Annotated in this window: 18 protein-coding genes; 9 read left to right on the top strand and 9 right to left on the bottom strand. The window is 70.5% G+C overall.

Features of this window, described 5'->3' with window-relative positions:
- Positions 1-29 precede the first annotated feature (29 nt).
- Positions 30-917: an alpha/beta fold hydrolase gene (locus AOQ53_RS31275; protein ID WP_059422365.1), complete on the top strand. Its 888-nt coding sequence runs from the start codon at positions 30-32 to the stop codon at positions 915-917.
- Between the two features lie 228 nt (positions 918-1,145).
- Here AOQ53_RS31275 and AOQ53_RS31270 read toward each other — a convergent pair whose 3' ends face one another.
- Positions 1,146-2,039, bottom strand: coding sequence for an NYN domain-containing protein (locus AOQ53_RS31270; RefSeq protein ID WP_059422364.1), 894 nt, complete (start codon positions 2,037-2,039; stop codon positions 1,146-1,148).
- 228 nt (positions 2,040-2,267) lie between these two features.
- Between AOQ53_RS31270 and AOQ53_RS43145 the strand changes: the two genes are divergently transcribed.
- Both AOQ53_RS43145 and AOQ53_RS31265 read left to right on the top strand, forming a co-directional pair.
- Positions 2,268-2,420, top strand: coding sequence for a hypothetical protein (locus AOQ53_RS43145; protein WP_010047718.1), 153 nt, complete (start codon positions 2,268-2,270; stop codon positions 2,418-2,420).
- Between the two features lie 134 nt (positions 2,421-2,554).
- Positions 2,555-4,645 carry a trypsin-like serine peptidase gene (locus AOQ53_RS31265; RefSeq protein WP_059422368.1) on the top strand — a complete coding sequence of 697 codons (2,091 nt, stop codon included), beginning with the start codon at positions 2,555-2,557 and terminating at the stop codon, positions 4,643-4,645.
- Between the two features lie 12 nt (positions 4,646-4,657).
- Here AOQ53_RS31265 and AOQ53_RS31260 read toward each other — a convergent pair whose 3' ends face one another.
- The 3 genes from AOQ53_RS31260 to AOQ53_RS31250 form a co-directional block, all read right to left on the bottom strand.
- Complete coding sequence (locus tag AOQ53_RS31260) at positions 4,658-5,263, bottom strand: MarC family protein (RefSeq protein ID WP_059422363.1); 606 nt, start codon at positions 5,261-5,263, stop codon at positions 4,658-4,660.
- Positions 5,264-5,402: 139 nt separating this feature from the next.
- Positions 5,403-6,260, bottom strand: a complete 858-nt coding sequence (locus AOQ53_RS31255) for a PHP domain-containing protein (protein ID WP_059422361.1) — start codon at positions 6,258-6,260, stop codon at positions 5,403-5,405.
- Between the two features lie 191 nt (positions 6,261-6,451).
- Complete coding sequence (locus tag AOQ53_RS31250) at positions 6,452-7,093, bottom strand: DUF6758 family protein (RefSeq protein ID WP_059422360.1); 642 nt, start codon at positions 7,091-7,093, stop codon at positions 6,452-6,454.
- Between the two features lie 149 nt (positions 7,094-7,242).
- On the opposite strand from AOQ53_RS31250, the gene AOQ53_RS31245 reads away from it, so the two are divergent.
- Entirely contained in the window at positions 7,243-8,466 is a 1,224-nt protein-coding gene (locus tag AOQ53_RS31245; RefSeq protein WP_059422359.1) for an MFS transporter, read from the top strand.
- A gap of 30 nt (positions 8,467-8,496) precedes the next feature.
- Here the strand turns inward: AOQ53_RS31245 and AOQ53_RS31240 are convergent, their stop codons facing one another.
- Positions 8,497-9,081, bottom strand: coding sequence for a suppressor of fused domain protein (locus tag AOQ53_RS31240; RefSeq protein ID WP_059422358.1), 585 nt, complete (start codon positions 9,079-9,081; stop codon positions 8,497-8,499).
- Between the two features lie 459 nt (positions 9,082-9,540).
- On the opposite strand from AOQ53_RS31240, the gene AOQ53_RS31235 reads away from it, so the two are divergent.
- Positions 9,541-10,656: a magnesium and cobalt transport protein CorA gene (locus AOQ53_RS31235; RefSeq protein WP_059422356.1), complete on the top strand. Its 1,116-nt coding sequence runs from the start codon at positions 9,541-9,543 to the stop codon at positions 10,654-10,656.
- A gap of 23 nt (positions 10,657-10,679) precedes the next feature.
- Positions 10,680-11,192 (top strand): hypothetical protein, encoded by a 513-nt coding sequence (locus AOQ53_RS31230; protein ID WP_059422354.1) that lies wholly within the window; start codon positions 10,680-10,682, stop codon positions 11,190-11,192.
- A 4-nt stretch (positions 11,193-11,196) separates the two neighbouring features.
- Here AOQ53_RS31230 and AOQ53_RS31225 read toward each other — a convergent pair whose 3' ends face one another.
- Positions 11,197-11,952, bottom strand: coding sequence for a hypothetical protein (locus AOQ53_RS31225; protein ID WP_059422353.1), 756 nt, complete (start codon positions 11,950-11,952; stop codon positions 11,197-11,199).
- Positions 11,953-12,177: 225 nt separating this feature from the next.
- Between AOQ53_RS31225 and AOQ53_RS31220 the strand changes: the two genes are divergently transcribed.
- Genes AOQ53_RS31220 through AOQ53_RS31210 form a run of 3 tightly spaced genes read left to right on the top strand, consistent with a single transcriptional unit; the run spans position 12,178 to position 15,230 of the window.
- The gene (locus AOQ53_RS31220) at positions 12,178-13,464 is read left to right on the top strand and encodes a magnesium transporter MgtE N-terminal domain-containing protein (protein ID WP_059422351.1); all 1,287 of its coding nucleotides are present in this window, start codon (positions 12,178-12,180) and stop codon (positions 13,462-13,464) included.
- Positions 13,454-14,053: a DUF1003 domain-containing protein gene (locus AOQ53_RS31215; RefSeq protein WP_059422349.1), complete on the top strand. Its 600-nt coding sequence runs from the start codon at positions 13,454-13,456 to the stop codon at positions 14,051-14,053. Before AOQ53_RS31220 ends, AOQ53_RS31215 begins: the two co-directional genes overlap by 11 nt.
- 43 nt (positions 14,054-14,096) lie before the next feature.
- The gene (locus AOQ53_RS31210) at positions 14,097-15,230 is read left to right on the top strand and encodes an Mrp/NBP35 family ATP-binding protein (protein WP_059422367.1); all 1,134 of its coding nucleotides are present in this window, start codon (positions 14,097-14,099) and stop codon (positions 15,228-15,230) included.
- A 138-nt stretch (positions 15,231-15,368) separates the two neighbouring features.
- Here the strand turns inward: AOQ53_RS31210 and AOQ53_RS31205 are convergent, their stop codons facing one another.
- The 3 genes from AOQ53_RS31205 to AOQ53_RS31195 form a co-directional block, all read right to left on the bottom strand.
- The gene (locus tag AOQ53_RS31205) at positions 15,369-16,040 is read right to left on the bottom strand and encodes a hypothetical protein (RefSeq protein WP_059422348.1); all 672 of its coding nucleotides are present in this window, start codon (positions 16,038-16,040) and stop codon (positions 15,369-15,371) included.
- Positions 16,041-16,273: 233 nt separating this feature from the next.
- The gene (locus AOQ53_RS31200; RefSeq protein WP_059422347.1) at positions 16,274-16,714 is read right to left on the bottom strand and encodes a sec-independent translocase; all 441 of its coding nucleotides are present in this window, start codon (positions 16,712-16,714) and stop codon (positions 16,274-16,276) included.
- Positions 16,715-16,907: 193 nt separating this feature from the next.
- On the bottom strand, positions 16,908-18,039 hold a 1,132-nt coding region (locus AOQ53_RS31195), incomplete at its 5' end, for a S1C family serine protease (protein ID WP_148640398.1).

Raw genomic sequence — 18,039 nt, 5'->3', positions numbered from 1 at the left:
ACCACACCCCCACCCGCTACCCTCGCCCCGTGACCAGGCAAGCCACCTTCACCCCGCCCCCGGGCGCCCGCGCCTACCCCCTGCGCACAGCCCGCGGGGAGTTCGCCGTCGTCGACTCGTCGCCGACGGCGGGCGCGGAGGTCGAGGGAGTCGTCCTGATGCTGCCCGGATTCACCGGGAGCAAGGAGGACTTCCGGCTGCTCCACGAGCCGCTCGCAAAGCGGGGGTACCGGGTCGTCGCGGTGGACGGGCGGGGGCAGCACGAGTCGGACGGGCCCCTGGACGACGAATCCGCCTACGCCCAGCGGGAACTGGCCCGGGACGTGCTCGCGCAGGCCGAGGCGCTCGGCGTGCCCCTGCATCTCGTCGGGCACTCGCTCGGCGGACAGATCGCCCGTGCGGCCGTGCTGCTCGACCACTCCCCCTTCCTCTCCCTCACCCTGATGTCGTCCGGCCCGGCGCAGATCTCCGTCTCCCAGCAGCAGCGCGTGAAGCTGCTGCGGGATGCGCTCGCCGTGCTGTCGATGGAGGAGGTGTGGGAGGCCATCCAGGCCATGGGGCCGCCGGAGGAGGTCGGCGGGCCCGCCCGCGGCCCCGGCGATCCGGAGCAGTTGCGCCGCCGCTGGCTGGGTCACAGCCCCGCCCAACTTCTCGCGACCGGCCGCCAGTTGTGCACCGAGCCGGATCGCGTCGCCGAACTCGCCGCCGTGCCGCTGCCGTTCCACGTCCTGTCGGGGGCTCACGACGACACCTGGCCGGTGGCGATCCTCGACGACATGGCCGTACGGCTGAACGCGCACCGCACGGTCGTCGCGGGAGCCGAGCACTCCCCCAATGCCGATCAGCCCCTGCCGACCGCCCGGGCCCTCGCCGACTTCTGGGACGGAACCCAGACGGCCGGAGCCCACACGGTCTAGTGCCCCGGCAGGCAACGTTCGCCCCGTCGCGACGCCCGGCACGCCCTCTCGCCGCACCGGACGCCGCTCCTTGACGGGCAAACGTTGCCTGCCGGGGCACTAGTGTGCCGCGCCAGAAATCCGTCGGTAGATCTGTCTCGTCTCGGCGGTCGGATTCTCGCCGCCGACCAAGGACGTTGACCGTCCGCAGCTCAGCGGAAACTACCTAGGAACTTCCGGCGCGGGACACTAGTACTGCGTCTGGAGGTGGTCCCAGAAGCCGTCCCGCAGTGCGCGCCGCAGGTCTGCCTGGCCGCGCAGCGAGTACTGCAACAGGCCCTCCGCCTCCACGAGCAGGTCCTGGTCCACCGAGCCGGGCAGGTAGGGGTGGCCGGGCAGCAGCTCGACCAGCGTGTCCCGGCCTCGGGCCGCCAGCCACTTCGCCGCGATCTGCGCACCGACGAACCGCACGTCCTCACGGGTGGGCCGGCCCGTGGTCGTCTCGTAGGCGGGGGCCGCGCGGCGGGAGACGTAGGGCTTGAAGAAGTCGAGGTCGAAGGTGCGCTGGCTGTCGACCTCCCACAGGAGGGGCTCCGCCTGGTTGCGCCCCTCCGGCGCCTCGATGCCCCAGAGGTGGACGCGGGCGCCGTACCCTTGGGCCGCCTCCACCGCCGACACCAGGTCCTCGTCGCCGCCGAGCAGGGCCGCGTCGCTGATGGCGCGGTGCCGGGCGAGGGACTCCAGGTCGCTGCGGATGAGTGAGTCGACGCCCTTCTGCTGGTTGTTGGAGTTCAGGTTGCCCAGCCGCACCTTCACGTCCGGCAGCTCCGCGATGCTCTGCTGCTCGGCCGTGTGGATGCGGCGGCGGGCGCCGTCGTACCAGTAGACCCGCAGCAGCCTGCTGTCCGCGAAGATCGTGCGGGCCGTGTCGATGAGCGCGTCGATCAGGCCCTCGGCGTCCAGGTCGAAGGCCCGGCGGTCCTCCGTGCCGGCGACGAGCCGTCCCGCGGCCGCGTAGAGGTACCCGGCATCGACGAAGATCGCATGGGTCGAGGGCGTCTTCGCCACCTCGGCGAGCATGCGCTGGAGCAGCTCGTTGGTGCGGTCGATGCGGGCGCTCAGGGCCGCGAGGTCGTCGTTCATTGCCTCCATTGTCCCGGCGGTCACGCTGCGAACACAACTGGTCCCGATCGGTCCCCGTAACAACAGTCTTACGGCTCAGTAATTAGCCGTTCGAAAAATTTCTTTAGCGTAGGGAATGTTTCAACGGTGCAGTCCTGTTGACCCATATGGAACACGGGCACCGCTGCCTCGTGGACCGACCACCGAGTAGTTCTCCTCAGGAGGATGACCAGACGAAGGGAGAAGCCCTTGCGCTTCGAAATCATGCACCTCGACGACGTCGACGGCACGCCCGTGGACACGACCGTCGTGGACGCCGCCTCCGTCAACCGCATCGTTCAGCAGGCCGCCGCCACAGGGCAGCGCCTCTGGATCCGCCCGGCCGGGACCACGGCCTCGTAACGCGCGCCGCTCTCCCACACTTCGAGCCCCCGCACGGCATCGGCCGCGTGGGGGCTCCGCTGTTGCGGACCTCCCTGGTGGGGGGCGTACTGGCTGAGGGGGACGGCGACAGCGGGAACAGGACGGTGGACCACATGTCCGTGACGGGCCGGTCGAACGAGGAACTGCACGAGCAGGCCGTGGCCGAGGCCGCGCAGCGATACGAGGACTCCGCCGCGGAGCGCGAGCGGGTCGAGGGCCGGATGGCGGCCGGTGTGCGGTTCCCGGACAACCCGGACGCGCTCGCCGTGCGTGCCGAGCGGATCCTCGACCGGGGCGGTCTGTCGCCCTCGGCGGTGGTGGCGGACATCCATGGCGAGGCGATGGACCTCCCCCACACCAACGAACGCATCATCGACCTGTCGAACGAGCTCCAGGCGTGGAGCTTCCTGCCGCGCGGAGTCAGGGCCGGAGCCACGGTCGCCCGGATCACGCTGCGCCGCGACGGCCGCGAGCTGCCGCACGGCACCGGCTTCCTGGTCTCGCCGCGGCTGATGATGACCAACCACCACGTGCTGCCCGACGAGGCCTTCGCCCGCCAGTGCTTCGCGGAGTTCAACGCCCAGGTGACGGTCGACAACGTCCCCGACACCGCCATCCGCATGGAGCTCGACCCGGGGACCTTCTTCGCCGCGGACAGGCGGCTGGACTTCGCCCTGGTGGCGGTCACACCCGCCCAGGACGGCCGTCAGCCGGGCGAGATCTTCGGCTGGAACCGGCTCAGCATGCAGCTCGGCAAGCTGGTCCTCGGCGAGAGGGTGAACATCATCGGTCACCCGGACGGGCGCCTCAAGGAGATCGTGCTGCGCGACAACGCGGTGCTGGTACGGCTCGACGACTTCGTCCACTACCGGACCGACACGCGCCCCGGAAACTCGGGCTCCCCCGTCTTCAACGACCAGTGGGAGGTCGTGGCCCTGCACCACAGCGGCGTGCCGAAGAAGGACGACCAGGGCCGCGTCCTGCGGAAGGACGGCCGGCCCTGGAGCCGGGGCGACGGCGACGACGCGATCGACTGGGTCGCCAACGAGGGCGTCCGCATCAGCTCGATCCTGAAGCATCTGGCCCGGCTGGACCTCGACCCCGGGCGCCGCGCGCTGCTGGCCGAGATGGGCCCGGACTCCGGTCTGGACCAGAGCACGGCCGCCCCCGCACTTCAGCCGGAGAGAATCACGCCGGCCGTACCCGGCATCACGTCCCCGTCGGTTCCCGACGTCCCGGTGACGGTGACCATGACCGAGAGGGAGACCCGGACGCGGAGCCCCAGGAAGGGACGGCCGGCCCGCGGCACCGCCTTCGGCGGCCGTCAGCACCTGGTCTTCCTGCACGGCAGGGACCAGCAGAGCAAGGAGCCCGACGACCTCCGGCGGAGCTGGACGTCCGGCCTGAACCGCGGCCTCACGCTCGCGGCACTGCCCACGGTCGACCCGGAGGACGTGTGGTTCCCGTTCTACGGCACGAGACTGGCCGACCTCGTGAGCGGGCGGGAGAGCACGGCCCGGGCCGTCGGACTCGACGAGGTGAGCGCCGCCGCTGCCGCCGAGGTCTTCGCCACCGAATCGCCCACCGGCTCCTACGAGCAGTTGCTCTACGAGGCGGCCGCCCGGGCCGGCATGCCCCAGGACGGGCCGGCGGCCACGGAGGGCTTCGGTGCCGGGCTGGTCGGCGCACTGCACCGGCCCTTGAGCTGGCTCGCCACCCGGTCCGACCTGGACGAATGGACCATCGCCACGTTCCTGCGGGACGTCGACCTGTACCTCGGCGACAGCTCCGTGCGGCAGGCCGTCCTGGACAGCGTCCTGGAGACGATGCCCGCCACCGGCGAACTGGTGCTGGTCACGCACAGCCTGGGCACGGTCGTCGGCATGGACCTGCTGACCCGGCTCCCGGACGGTCTCGACCTCGTACTGCTGGTCACCGCGGGCAGCCCGCTCGGGCTGGACGGCGTCAACGAGCGGCTCCTCGCCCGCGGCCCGCACCGGCCGCCCAAGGTGCGCGACTGGGTCAACGTCTGGTGCCCCACCGACGCGGTCGCCGTCGGCTGCCCCCTGGAGGACGAGCGGTGGGGCAAGCTCACGCAGCTGGCCGTCCAGAACGGGCGGGACCGCGCGCACAAGATCGAGGAGTACCTCGCCCACGCGGGACCGGCCAGGGAGATCGGCACGGTACTCACCCGCACTGCGTGACGCAGCGGCCCCTCAGCTGCCCTGGATCACCTGCGTGACCCCGTTGATGATCTGCTGCACGGCGATCGCGGACAGCATCATGCCCGCGAGCCGCGTCACCAGGACCACACCGCCGTCCTTGATGATCCGGATGATCACCAGCGAGTAGCGCATCACCAGCCACAGCACGACGTGGATGGCGAGGATCGCCGTCCACACGGACACCTGCGCGGCGACAGTGTGGGCCTTCTGCACGGCGAGGATGACCGACACGATCGCCCCCGGCCCGGCCAGCAGCGGCATCCCCAGCGGCACGAGGGCGACGTTGACGTCCTTGGTCTGCTTCGGCTCGTCCGTCTTGCCGGTCAGCAGATCGAGCGCGATCAGCAGCAGCAGCAGTCCGCCCGCGATCATCAGCGCGGGCACGGACACGTGCAGGTAGTTCAGGATCTGATGCCCGAGCAGCCCGAACACGGTGATCACACCACCGGCGACACAGACGGCCTGGAAAGCCATCCGCTTCTGCACCTTGCCTGGCCGTCCGGCGGTGAGCGCGAGGAAGATCGGGGTGATCCCGGGGGGATCCATGATGACGAAGAGGGTCAGGAACAGGGAGCCGAAGACGGCGAGGTCGAACATGAGGGTGATGGCCTTGCGGGAGTACTGAGGGGTGGGCAGCGGCGTCCGCGCCGCTGTGGGAAGGCGTTCCGCAGAGCGGAACAGGTGGACACGGCGGCCAACGCCGGGTGTCTGACAACGGACCTACAGGAGGGAAACCTCAGACCCCGCCGGCCCCCGGCACGGGAAACGCCCCGAAGGCCCGCCGCGTGATCTCCCCGTACACCTCGGGATCCGTCGTGTACTCCCCGAGCACACACGTCTTCCGACTGCCGTGATAATCGCTGGACCCGGTCACGAGGAGCCCCAGTTCCTTCGCCAGCCCCCGCAGCCGCGCCCGCGTGTCCGGGTCGTGGTCCATGTGGTCGACCTCGACGCCGTCGAGCCCGGCCTCGGCCATCTCGGCGATCGCGGACTCCGGCACCGTACGCCCCCGCTTGCTCGCCCCGGGGTGCGCGAACACCGCGACCCCGCCCGCGCCCTTGATCAGCCGGATCGCCTCGAACGGGTCGGTCTCGTGCTTCTCCACGAAGGCCCGGCCGCCGTCGGCCAGCCAGTCCTGGGTGAAGGCGTCGCTGACCGTCGGCACGACACCCAGCTCGACGAGCGCGGTCGCCACGTGCGGACGCCCGACGGACCCGTCACCGGCGATCCGCGCCACCTGCTCCCAGGTCACGGGCACGCCCAGGTCCTGAAGCTTGGCGATCATGCCCTGCGCCCGCGGCACCCGGTCGTCCCGGACCAGCTCGCGTTCGGCGAGCAGCGCCGGCTCCTCGGCGTCGAAGAGGTACGCCAGCATGTGCATGCTGATGCCGTCGAGCCGACAGGAGAGCTCGGCCCCGGTGACCAGCGTGAGGCCCTCGGGCAGCGCGGTGATCGCCTCGGCGTGGCCACGGGTGGTGTCGTGATCGGTCAGGGCGACGACGTCCAGCCCGACCGCGGCGGCCTTCCGCACCAGCTCGGCGGGAGCGTCCGTACCGTCGGAGGCGGTGGAGTGGGTGTGCAGATCGATACGCACGACGCGGACTCCAGACACGGGCGGGACGAGTAGGGCTGCTCAAGGATAACCGGACTTTCACCGACCCCTGTCACACCCGAACCCCGGAAGCGCCCCCTACAGCCAACCCCCTGAAGGGGCGCGGGGAACTGCGCGACAAGCCACAGACCCCCCGCAGCCGCCCACGCGCCCGAAGCCCCGCCCCCTGGGCACTACGGCTCAAGCAATCGCGGCGACAGGGCCCCACAAGGCACCAACTCCACCTCTGCCCCGGCATCCCGCAGATCCGCCAGCACGAGCTCGTCGTACATCAACAACCCGGACTGCTCCGGCCACACGACCGCCCACAGCCACATCCCGAGCGCCTCCCCCGCGAACACCGCCCGGTCATCCGGCGCCCCGGACACATGCCACAACGGCGTAGGACGCCCCGCGGCCAGCACCTTCGCCTGAGCCGGTTTCCCGACGTCGATGTACGGCCCCGGATCCGGACCCTCCATGCCCGCGTACCGCGCACCGAGTCCGACGCCGAGCTCCTCCGCCACCAGGATCAGCTCGCCCATCCCGCCGAGCGGCCCGGGCCCCGTACAGGCCACGGCCGTGGCGCGGCCACCCGTGCGGTCGTCACCCGCGCAGGCCACGCCCGTGAACAGCCAGCCGACCGGCAGCGGCCAGGGCATCCACACCGGCACGCGGGTGCGGTGCACCACGACGTTGAGGGCGTCGACGCTGGGCGGTATCACGGGCTGCACCGGATGGACGGTGCCGTGCACATCGCACTGCCACGAGTCGGAGAAGAGGCCGGGAGCCCTGACCCGGCCACCGCACTTCGGGCAACTGGGTTCGCCCCTCATAGGGCCCCACGGTCCTACCCCCGCCCCGTCGCGTCAAGGACGATCACCCAACCGGACGGAACCCAATTAGATGTAACTTGCATTAATTAGCCTAGCTAACTTAGTATGTGCGCTTACCAACTACTTCCGTCCGGGAAAGGGAGCAAGCAATGGACCCCTTCGACGCCGGAGCGGGCGGCCTCCTCAAGCAGCCCAAGTCCGTGTGGGCGACCGCCGGGGCGTCGGTCGTCGCCTTCACGGGCATCGGACTCGTCGACCCGATCCTGCCGTCCATCGCCCAGGGCCTGCACGCCACGGCGAGCCAGGTCTCCCTGCTCTTCACGTCGTACTTCCTCATCACCGCCGTCGCGATGCTGGTGACCGGGTTCGTCTCCAGCCGGATCGGCGGCCGGAAGACACTGCTGCTCGGCCTCGCGTTCGTCGTGGTGTTCGCCGGGCTCGCGGGCACCTCCGGATCCGTCGGCGAACTGGTCGGGTTCCGGGCCGGCTGGGGCCTCGGCAACGCGCTGTTCGTCTCGACGGCCCTCGCGGTCATCGTCGGCGCGGCGGCCGGCGGCAGCGCGGCGGCGATCCTGCTGTACGAGTCGGCCCTCGGCCTCGGCATGGCGTGCGGTCCGCTGCTGGGCGCCCTGCTCGGGGACGCCAGCTGGCGCTACCCGTTCTTCGGGACGGCGTTCCTGATGGCGGTCGGCTTCCTGTGCATCGCCGTGTTCCTGAAGGAGCAGCCGAAGCCGGCCCGCAAGACCTCGCTCCTGGACCCGGTCAAGGCGCTGGGCCACGGCGGCCTCGCCTCGGCGGCGGTCTCGGCGTTCTTCTACAACTACACGTTCTTCACCGTGCTGGCCTTCACCCCGTTCGTGCTGAACATGAGCCCGTACCGGTCGGGGGCGGTGTTCTTCGCCTGGGGCGTGCTGCTCGCCGTCTTCTCGGTGATCGTGGCGCCGCGGCTCCAGAAGCGGTTCGGCTCGCTGAAGGTGCTCGGCGGTTCGCTGGTGCTGCTCGCGGCCGACGTGCTCGTGCTCGGTTACGGCGACCACACGACCGCCGTGGTCTGCACGGTGCTGTCCGGCGCCTTCATCGGCGTGAACAACACCGTCTACACCGAGCTGGCCCTCGGCGTCTCGGACGCACCCCGGCCGGTGGCGAGCGCGGGCTACAACTTCGTGCGCTGGTTCGCGGCGGCGGCCGCCCCGTACTTCGCGCCGAAGATCGAGGAGTGGACCGACCCTCACATCCCGTTCGTGGTGGCGGCGGTCACCGCAGTGGTGGGTGCGCTCGTGGTCGTCGTACGGCGAAAGGCACTGGCGCACGAAGCCGAGGAGCTGGAGCCGAAGCACGCGACCGAGGACGGTGTCGCCGTCTTCGCCAACTGACGCTCCCCGGCCAGGCTTTGGTGAGCTTCCTCACTCCAACGGGACGGACTTCCGGGACGGATCCCTTAGGTCCGTCCCCTGGTTCAGCCACCGCTCCTGGAGCGCCTGGGCGCCGTGCACACGCTTCCAGGCGGCCTCGTTCGGGGTCATCGGCAGCAGCGGCAGGAACCGCACGGGGTCGAGGGGCTCGTCGAGCTCCAGGTCCTCGACCAGGCCGCCCGGCTCGGCGACCAGGACCGAGGTGAAGGGAGCCCCGGGCCACAGCGGTTCGCCGACGTCGAGGGAGGCTCCCGGAGCCACGACCACTCCCTCCACCTGCGGAGACGCGGCGAGTACGGCGAGCGGGCGGAGCACCTTGTCGGTGCCGGCCAGCCCGGCACGCACCGAGAGGACCAACTCGGCGCGCGGGCCCTTGACCGGGTCGGCGACCACCGACGTGGGGTCCGCCATGGGGTGCTCGGACATGCCGAGCGTGGCGTAGCGGACGATGTCCCCCTCCTGGAAGCGGAGCACCTCGATACGGTCCGTGCCCAGGAAGGTGACCGCGGCGCGCGCGTCCGGTTCACCCAGCGCGGCACGCAACCGGGCTTCGACCAGAGGAAGAACATGTGCCATGCGGCGAGCATAGAACTCGCCAGTAGCGGGCAAACAAGCGCCTTGACACGTCGGGCGACTGATACTCTTGCCCGGTGGTTCGGGGCAGCACGCAGAAGCGTCGCGATCAAGCCCCGACGCCGAAGGAACTCCCTTACGAGGGACCGGCCGGAGGAGGTGGGACTGCAATGGACCGAAGTCGACCGTGCAGTAGCACCACGCTCTTCCCGCCGCTGACGTAGCTGTTCTGGCTCTGGCTGGTCGCCACCTCTCGCACTCGCTTCACGCGGAAGAGCGCTTCGTTTCGCTTTGCCTGATCTGCCTCAGAAGCTGAATCAGTAACGAGACTCGCCACCGCGACGGTGCGGTGCTCCCCGCTTTGTGGACGTGCCAAACATCATCGGTCCCAACGTCCTCATTCCGGGCAGTTCCACCTGTCGGGTCCGGCGCCTTTCGTTGCCTGTCGCGAAGGAGCCCGCCATGTCGATGATCCGCGACCTGCGCGCCGTCGTCCGTCCGTCCCGCGTGTCGCTGCGCAAGGACGGTGGGACGTACGACGCCACCCGCAGCCCCGCGACGTCCTCCGCCGTCGTCGACTGCGCCGTCTACCGGGACGGCCGCCGCATCGAGACCGAGACCCCGCTGACCCCGCACGAGGCGGTGCGTCTGGCGCGCCGCGACGGCGGCTTCGTGTGGATCGGCCTGCACGAGCCGACCGAGGCCGAATTCTCCGGCATCGCCAGTGAGTTCGGGCTGCACCCGCTGGCCGTGGAGGACGCCGTCCAGGCCCACCAGCGGCCCAAGCTGGAGCGCTACGACGACTCCCTCTTCACGGTGTTCAAGACCATCCACTACGTGGAGCACGACCAGCTCGACGCCAACAGCGAGGTCGTCGAGACCGGCGAGGTCATGTGCTTCACCGGACGGGACTTCTTCATCACCGTCCGGCACGGCGGTCAGGGCTCCCTGCGGGCCCTGCGGCACCGTCTCCAGGACGACCCCGAGCTGCTGTCCAAAGGCCCCTCGGCCGTGCTGCACGCCATCGCCGACCACGTCGTCGACGGCTACATCGCGGTCGCCGACGCCGTGCAGGACGACATCGACGAGGTCGAGACCGAGGTGTTCTCCCCGGGGCGCAAGGGCTCCCCGCGCGGCTCGGACGCCGGCCGGATCTACCAACTCAAGCGTGAGGTCCTGGAGTTCAAGCGGGCCGTGTCGCCGCTGCTGCGGCCCATGCAGTTGCTGAGCGAGCGGCCGATGCGGCTGATCGACCCCGACATCCAGAAGTACTTCCGGGACGTCGCCGACCACCTGGCCCGCGTGCAGGAGCAGGTGCTCGGCTTCGACGAGCTGCTCAACTCCATCCTCCAGGCCAACCTCGCACAGGCGTCCGTGGCGCAGAACGAGGACATGCGCAAGATCACCTCGTGGGCCGCGATCATCGCCGTGCCGACGATGGTGTGCGGGGTGTACGGCATGAACTTCGACCACATGCCGGAGCTGCACTGGCGGTACGGCTACCCGGTGATCATGGGCGTCACCGTGGTCATCTGTCTGGGCATCCACCGCACGCTGAAGCGGAACGGGTGGCTGTGAACAGCGTGGATAGGCTGGGGGTCATGACAAGCGAGCTGCTCGGCCAGGCCCTCGTCGAGGAGGCCACGAAGAAGTCCGGCCTCGTCTGGGTCCAGGGCCCCGACGGCCCGGCGCGTGCGCTGTGGCACGTGTGGCACGAGGGTGCCGCGTGCCTGGTCGGCGACGGGCCCGGCGAGCAGCCGCTGCCGGGCCTGGCCGACGGGACCGAGGCCGAGGTGACGGTCCGCAGCAAGGACAAGGGGGGCCGGCTGGTCTCCTGGACGGCCCGGGTCATCCAGCTCGCACCGGGCTCCGAGGCATGGGACGCGGCGGTCGCCGAGCTCAAGGGCAAACGGCTCAACGCGTCCGACGGCGAGGCCATGACCGACCGCTGGGCCCGTGAGTGCCGGGTGCTGCGCCTGGAGCCGACCGGGGTGACGGCACCCCTGCCCGACGACTCCCTTTCCGAGCCCCCGCTGCGGACCCCGGCGATCACCCGCCGGCCGATTCCGGCGGGCCTGCCCCGCCTGCTGCTGAAGAAGCGCAAACGCAAGTGACGTCCTAGGACGTCGGCAGCTGCCTGCCGTAGTCCACCGTCTCGTTCTTCTCCGGCTCCCTGAGGGAGAAGTCCTGCCCCCAGGCGGAGAACGTGAGGGTACCCGCCCCACCGGCCCGCTCCAGGCGCAGCGGATACGGCTTGCCCTCGAGGGACACCTCCAGGGTGCCGCCGGAGCCCTTGTCGCCCGAGATGCGGATGGTGCGGATGCCCGCCTGCTCGTCGTGGCCGTCCGTCGCGAGCTTGCCGTGCAGGGTCAGCAGACCGTCGAGGAGGACACCCTTGTCCGTGAAACCGCTGAACTTCTTGTACGAAGGGTCGCCCTGCGGCACCTTCACGAACTTGCCGCCGAGCTTGGACGCCGCGGCGGCGTCCGCCTCGCCGTCCCCGCCCTGGCCCGCGCCATGACTCCAGAACTCCGCGTCGGCCTTGAGGAAGAGATGCTCGCCGACGCGCAGCAGCCGGAAGGTCGCCCCCTCGGAGGTGACCGAGCCCTCGCCGCCGTCGTCCTTCAGCCGCATGTCGAGCGCGTAGCTGCGCTCGCCGCTGACGACGTTCCCGTGCACCCGGACCGCCCCGGCGGACTCGGCGACCGAACGGGTCTTGGCCTGGATCTTCTCGGCGGACAGTCTGCCGACCCCGTTGGTGCCCTCGTTCGGATCCTCCGCACAGCCCGTGAGCACCGTTCCGGTCACGGCCAGTGCGCACATCGCGCTCGCGAGTGCGGCACTGTGATTGCGGCCCTGGCGAATCGGAGTCACAGGTGGGGCTGCCTCTCTGACGGGAGACCTGAACGGCGTACCGCAGGGTACCGGGCACGTGCGGGCAGGTCGGAGCCAGTCCGTCCGGACCGCCCGCCGACGCGCCCCCGATGGGGACGGGCTAGCCTGAAGCCCACCCGAGCGGGCAATTCGGAAGACACAGCGACAAAGACAGGCACACAGACAGGGACCACGAACCACCCCGCACGAAAAGGAGCCGCGGCCATGGCAGCGGGCGCCCCCCGGATCTTCGTATCGCACCTCTCCGGTGTCGCCGTCTTCGACCCCGCCGGCGACCAGGTGGGGCGTGTCCGCGATCTGGTCGTCATGCTGCGGATGGCGCAGCGTCCGCCGAGGCTGCTCGGCCTCGTCGTCGAACTCGCCACCCGCCGCCGCATCTTCCTGCCGATGACCCGGGTCACCGCCATCCAGTCCGGGCAGGTCATCACCACCGGCGTGCTCAACGTCCGGCGCTTCGAGCAGCGGCCCACCGAGCGGCTGGTCTTCGGGGAGCTGCTGGACCGGCGCGTCACGCTCACCGAGACCGGCGAGGAGGTCACCGTCCTCGACCTGTCGGTGCATCAGCTGCCGGCCCGCCGGGAGTGGGAGATCGACCGGGTCTTCGTCCGCAAGGGCCGGAAGGGAAGTGCCTTCCGGCGTGCCAAGGGCGAGGCGCTGACCGTCGAGTGGACCGCCGTCACCGGCTTCTCGCTGGAGGAGCAGGGGCAGGGCGCCGAGAATCTGCTCGCCACGTTCGAGCAGCTGCGCCCCGCCGACCTGGCCAACGTCCTGCACCACCTCTCCCCCAAGCGCCGCGCCGAGGTCGCCGCCGCCCTCGACGACGACCGGCTGGCCGACGTGCTGGAGGAGCTCCCGGAGGACGACCAGATCGAGATCCTCGGCAAGCTGAAGGAGGAGCGCGCCGCCGACGTCCTGGAGGCCATGGACCCCGACGACGCGGCCGACCTGCTGGGCGAGCTGCCGACGGACGAGCAGGAGCGGCTGCTGAGCCTGATGCAGCCCGGCGACGCGGCCGACATGCGGCGCCTGATGTCGTACGAGGACCGCACGGCGGGCGGTCTGATGACCACCGAGCCGATCGTGCTGCGCCCCGACGCCACCGTCGCCGACGCCCTCGCCCGCGTGCGCAACCCCGACCTCTCCCCCGCCCTGGCCGCCCAGGTCTACGTCTGCCGGCCACCGGACGAGACGCCGACCGGCAAGTACCTCGGCACGGTCCACTTCCAGCGCCTGCTGCGCGAGCCACCGCCCTCCCTGGTCAGCTCGATCCTGGACAGCGACCTGCAACCGCTCGACCCCGACGCGGACCTGCCCGCCATCGCCGGGTTCTTCGCCACGTACGACATGGTCGCGGCGCCCGTGGTCGACGAGGCCGGCTCGCTGCTGGGCGCGGTGACCGTGGACGACGTACTCGACCACATGCTCCCGGAGGACTGGCGGGAGACGGAGTTCCACCTGGACGAGGAGGAGGTGGCGACCGATGGTTCCTGAGCGCGAGACCCTGCGCGAGCGCATTCCGTCCGGCTCCACGGCCGCAAGCCGGCCACGCACCGCCCGCCTCGACCAGCCGGGCGTGCCCAGGCACCGGATCCTGCCCGAGTACGACCCGGAGGCCTTCGGACGGTTCTCGGAACGCATCGCGCGCTTCCTCGGCACCGGACGGTTCCTGGTCTGGATGACGGCCGCCATCATCCTGTGGGTGGCCTGGAACAGCCTCGCCCCGCGCGACCTGCGCTTCGACGAGTACCCGTTCATCTTCCTGACCCTGATGCTGTCGCTCCAGGCCTCATACGCCGCCCCGCTGATCCTGCTCGCGCAGAACCGGCAGGACGACCGCGACCGGGTCAATCTGGAGCAGGACCGCAAGCAGAACGAGCGGTCGATCGCGGACACCGAGTACCTGACCCGCGAGGTCGCAGCCCTGCGCATCGGCCTGGGCGAGGTCGCCACCCGCGACTGGATCCGCTCGGAACTCCAGGACGTGGTCAAGGAACTGGAGGACCGGTACGACGGCCACCGTCACGGCTCGGTCGTATTCCCGGCGGAACGGTCACCGGGACGTGACGCAGACGACCGGTGACAGCCTTTCCTACGCCACGGTACGGCGCCGTACCATCGACCCTATGGCTACGGAAGACGCGGTGCGCGAGGCACTGGCGACGGTGAACGACCCAGAGATCCACAAGCCCATCACCGAACTCGGGATGGTCAAATCCGTGGAGATCGGCGCGGACGGGGCGGTCGCGGTCACGGTGTACCTGACGGTCTCGGGCTGCCCGATGCGGGACACGATCACGCAGCGCGTGACCGAGGCGGTCTCCCGCGTGGAGGGCGTCACCCGCGTCGACGTCACGCTCGACGTGATGAGCGACGAGCAGCGCCGCGAGCTGGCGTCCGCCCTGCGCGGCGGCCAGACCGAACGCGAGGTCCCCTTCGCCAAGCCGGGGAGCCTGACCCGCGTCTACGCGGTCGCCTCCGGCAAGGGCGGCGTGGGCAAGTCCTCGGTGACGGTGAACCTGGCGGCGGCGATGGCGGCCGACGGCCTGAAGGTCGGTGTCGTCGACGCCGACATCTACGGCCACAGCGTGCCGCGCATGCTGGGCGCCGACGGCCGTCCCACCCAGGTCGAGAACATGATCATGCCGCCGTCGGCGAACGGCGTGAAGGTCATCTCCATCGGCATGTTCACGCCGGGCAACGCCCCGGTCGTCTGGCGCGGCCCGATGCTCCACCGCGCCCTCCAGCAGTTCCTGGCGGACGTGTACTGGGGCGACCTCGACGTCCTCCTGCTGGACCTGCCGCCCGGTACCGGCGACATCGCGATCTCCGTGGCCCAGCTGGTCCCGAACGCCGAGATCCTGGTCGTCACGACCCCTCAGCAGGCCGCTGCCGAGGTCGCCGAGCGCGCCGGCTCCATCGCCGTCCAGACCCACCAGAAGATCGTCGGCGTGGTCGAGAACATGTCCGGCCTGCCCTGCCCGCACTGCGGCGAGATGGTCGACGTCTTCGGCACGGGCGGCGGCCAGGCGGTCGCCGACGGCCTGACCCGCACGACCGGCACGAACGTCCCGGTCCTCGGCAACATCCCCATCGACGTCCGCCTCCGCGAGGGCGGCGACGAGGGCAAGCCGGTGGTCCTGACGGACCCGGACTCCCCGGCGGGCTCGGCCCTGCGGGCGATCGCGGGGAAGCTGGGAGGGCGGCAGCGGGGCCTGTCGGGCCTGTCCCTGGGGATCACTCCGCGGAACAAGTTCTAGATCGAAACGCCCTTGGGGCAGCGCCCTCAGGGACGCGGGGAACTGCGCGAACAACCGCAGACGACCCGCAGCCGTCCCTGAATGCTCTGCCCCCTACGGCGAAGGGGCGCCGAAAACACACGGCGCCCCACACTCACGTCACGCGTAAGCGGCGATGTCCTTGACCACGGCGAAGCCGAGCCCGTACGCACTCATGCCACGCCCGTACGCGCCCACGTGGACACCCGCCGAAGTCGGCCCGGCCAGCACCCACCCGAACTCCGACTCCCGGTAGTGGAACGCCGTCGGCACACCGTCCACCGGCAGCGACAACGTCGACCAGTCGGAGCCGTCCAGGTCATCCGCCAGCACCCACGCCGTCTCCGTCTGCTGCTCCAGCCAGTCGTCCCGCAGGGAGTGGTCCATCTGCCCGGGCCACGTGAAGGACAGCAGCCCCACACCCGCGAGCCAAGCCGCCGAGGACACCGACGTCGCCTCCAGCAGCCCCGTTCCGTCCGCACTGCGCCGTGAGGGACTCGCCGCCACGGTCACCACGACCGCGAACTTCTCCTTGGCCTGCTGATCACCACCGGCGGCATGCTCGTTGCGCACCGTGGGCTCGTCACCGTGCCCGATCGACCCGTGTTCCACGGCTCCGTCGGCCGTCGTACCGACCTGCATCAGCCAGCGCGGCCCCGTGAACGCCTCGTCGAGGCCGTACCACGGGAAGGGCGCGCGCAGGTAGCCGTCGACCGTACGCCGGGCGGAGGGGCCCTGTTGTCCGCCCTCCGCGACCGGCGCCTGCGCGACTGCCCGACTCGTCGTCTCCATATGCCCGGACGCCTCCTCGCTCTCGTCGGGCCGGAACGGCCCGCCCCCCTTCGGGCGGCGTTGCTGGTCCAGTACGGCCCGCCCGTCAACTCGGCAGCATAGCCACACCGCTGCGAGCAGCAGGGAAACCGCCCGGCGCGTGGGCCGCACGGGCGCCTGGTTCAGGCCGTACACAGCCCGGCCGGAGTATGAAACGCGTCACGCGCGCTGGGGGCGTACGCCCGGTGTGTCGCTCAGGTGGCGTCCGCGTCGAAGGGCGGCCGGTCATCCCGGTCAGGGAGCTCGGGCTTCTTCGTCATGTCGATACGGCCGCCGGACGAGCCGGAGGACGACGAGGAGGACGTGTCGGTGTCACGGCCGTGGACGGCGTCGGTGACCTCGGCCATCTCCTTCTTCAGGTCGAAGCCGTTGCGGATCTCCTTGAGCCCCAGGTCCTCGTTGTCCAGCTGCTTGCGGATGAACGTCTTGGGGTTGAGGTCCTCGAACTCGAAGTCCTTGAACTCCGGGCCCAGTTCCTCCCGGATGTCGTTCTTGGCGCTCTCCGAGAACTCACGGATCTTCCGGATCGTGCGCGTCACGTCCTGGATGACCTTGGGGAGCTTTTCCGGACCGAAGACGAGCACGGCGAGGACGATGAGCGTCACCAGCTCGAGTGGTCCTATGTCATTGAACACCTGCAGCTCCTTGCGCTGTCCTCGGTCCTCGGCCCTCGGTGGTCATGCGGGTCTTGCCGTGGTCCGGGCCGGATCCACGGTACCCGGCGATCCCGTCCGACCGGTACCGTCCCGAGACCTCCGAGCGCGGGGAGTGGAATCGCTTTCCCGAATGTTTGCCTTCTTCGTCCCTGTAAGTCCGTGACATCACGACTCAGCTGCCGCCGGAGGACCCGAGGACGAGCGACATCGCCCGCTCCTTGCCGCCACGCTCCACGGTCAGCTCCAGCCGGTCGCCGGGACGGTGGGCCCGGGTCTTGACGATCAGTTCCTCGCCGGAGTGGACGCGCTGTCCGTCGACCTCGGTGATGACGTCGCCCGCCTTGATCCCGGCCTTGGCGCCCGGACCGCCCACGGTCACCGGGGGTCCGCCCTCGCTGCCCTCGGCGGCCACGCGGGCGCCGTCGCCCGTGTAGTCCATGTCGAGAGTGATGCCGATCACCGGGTGGGTCGCCTTCCCGGTGTTGATCAGTTCCTCGGCGACGCGCTTGCCCTGGTTGATGGGTATGGCGAAGCCGAGGCCTATCGAGCCGGACCGGCCGCTGTCCAGCTCGGAGCCGCTGTCCGCCGAGCGGATGGCCGAGTTGATGCCGATGACCCGGGCCTTGGCGTCGAGCAGGGGACCGCCGGAGTTGCCCGGGTTGATGGGCGCGTCGGTCTGGAGCGCGTCGACGTACGACACGTCGCTGCCGTCGCCCTTCTCTCCGCCCGCCGTGATGGGCCGCTGCTTGGCGCTGATGATGCCGGAGGTGACGGTGCCGGCCAGGTCGAAGGGCGCGCCGATGGCCACGACCGGGTCGCCGACCTGCACGCTGTCCGAGTTGCCGAGGGGCAGTGGGGTGAGTCCGCGCACGCCCTTCACCTTCACGACGGCGAGGTCGTAGCCGCTGTCCCGGCCGACGAGCTCGGCCTCGGCGGTCTCCCCGCCGTTGAAGGTCACCGTGATCTCGCCGGCGGATCCGGCGGACTGCACAACATGGTTGTTGGTGAGGATGTGGCCGCGGGTGTCGAGCACGAATCCGGTGCCCGTGCCCTGCTCGCCGGAGCCGCTCACGTGCAGGGTGACCACACTGGGCAGGGCCCGCTCCGCGATCCCCGCCACACTGTCCGCGTCCCGGGCGGCGGGCTCCTTCCCGGCCTGCGGCAGCTCGACGGTCCCCACGCCGCCGTTCCGCTCCAGATACACCCCCATGACGCCGCCGACGCCCCCGGACACGAGCGCGAGCAGCACGGCGGCACCGAGCAGCGCCTTCCTGCCCCGCCGGCGCCGCTGCTCCGTGCTGGGC

This window comes from Streptomyces azureus, from assembly GCF_001270025.1.
Lineage (GTDB): Bacteria > Actinomycetota > Actinomycetes > Streptomycetales > Streptomycetaceae > Streptomyces > Streptomyces azureus.
Note: the sequence above shows the minus strand (reverse complement) of the source record. Positions and strands in the feature narration are given on the sequence as shown.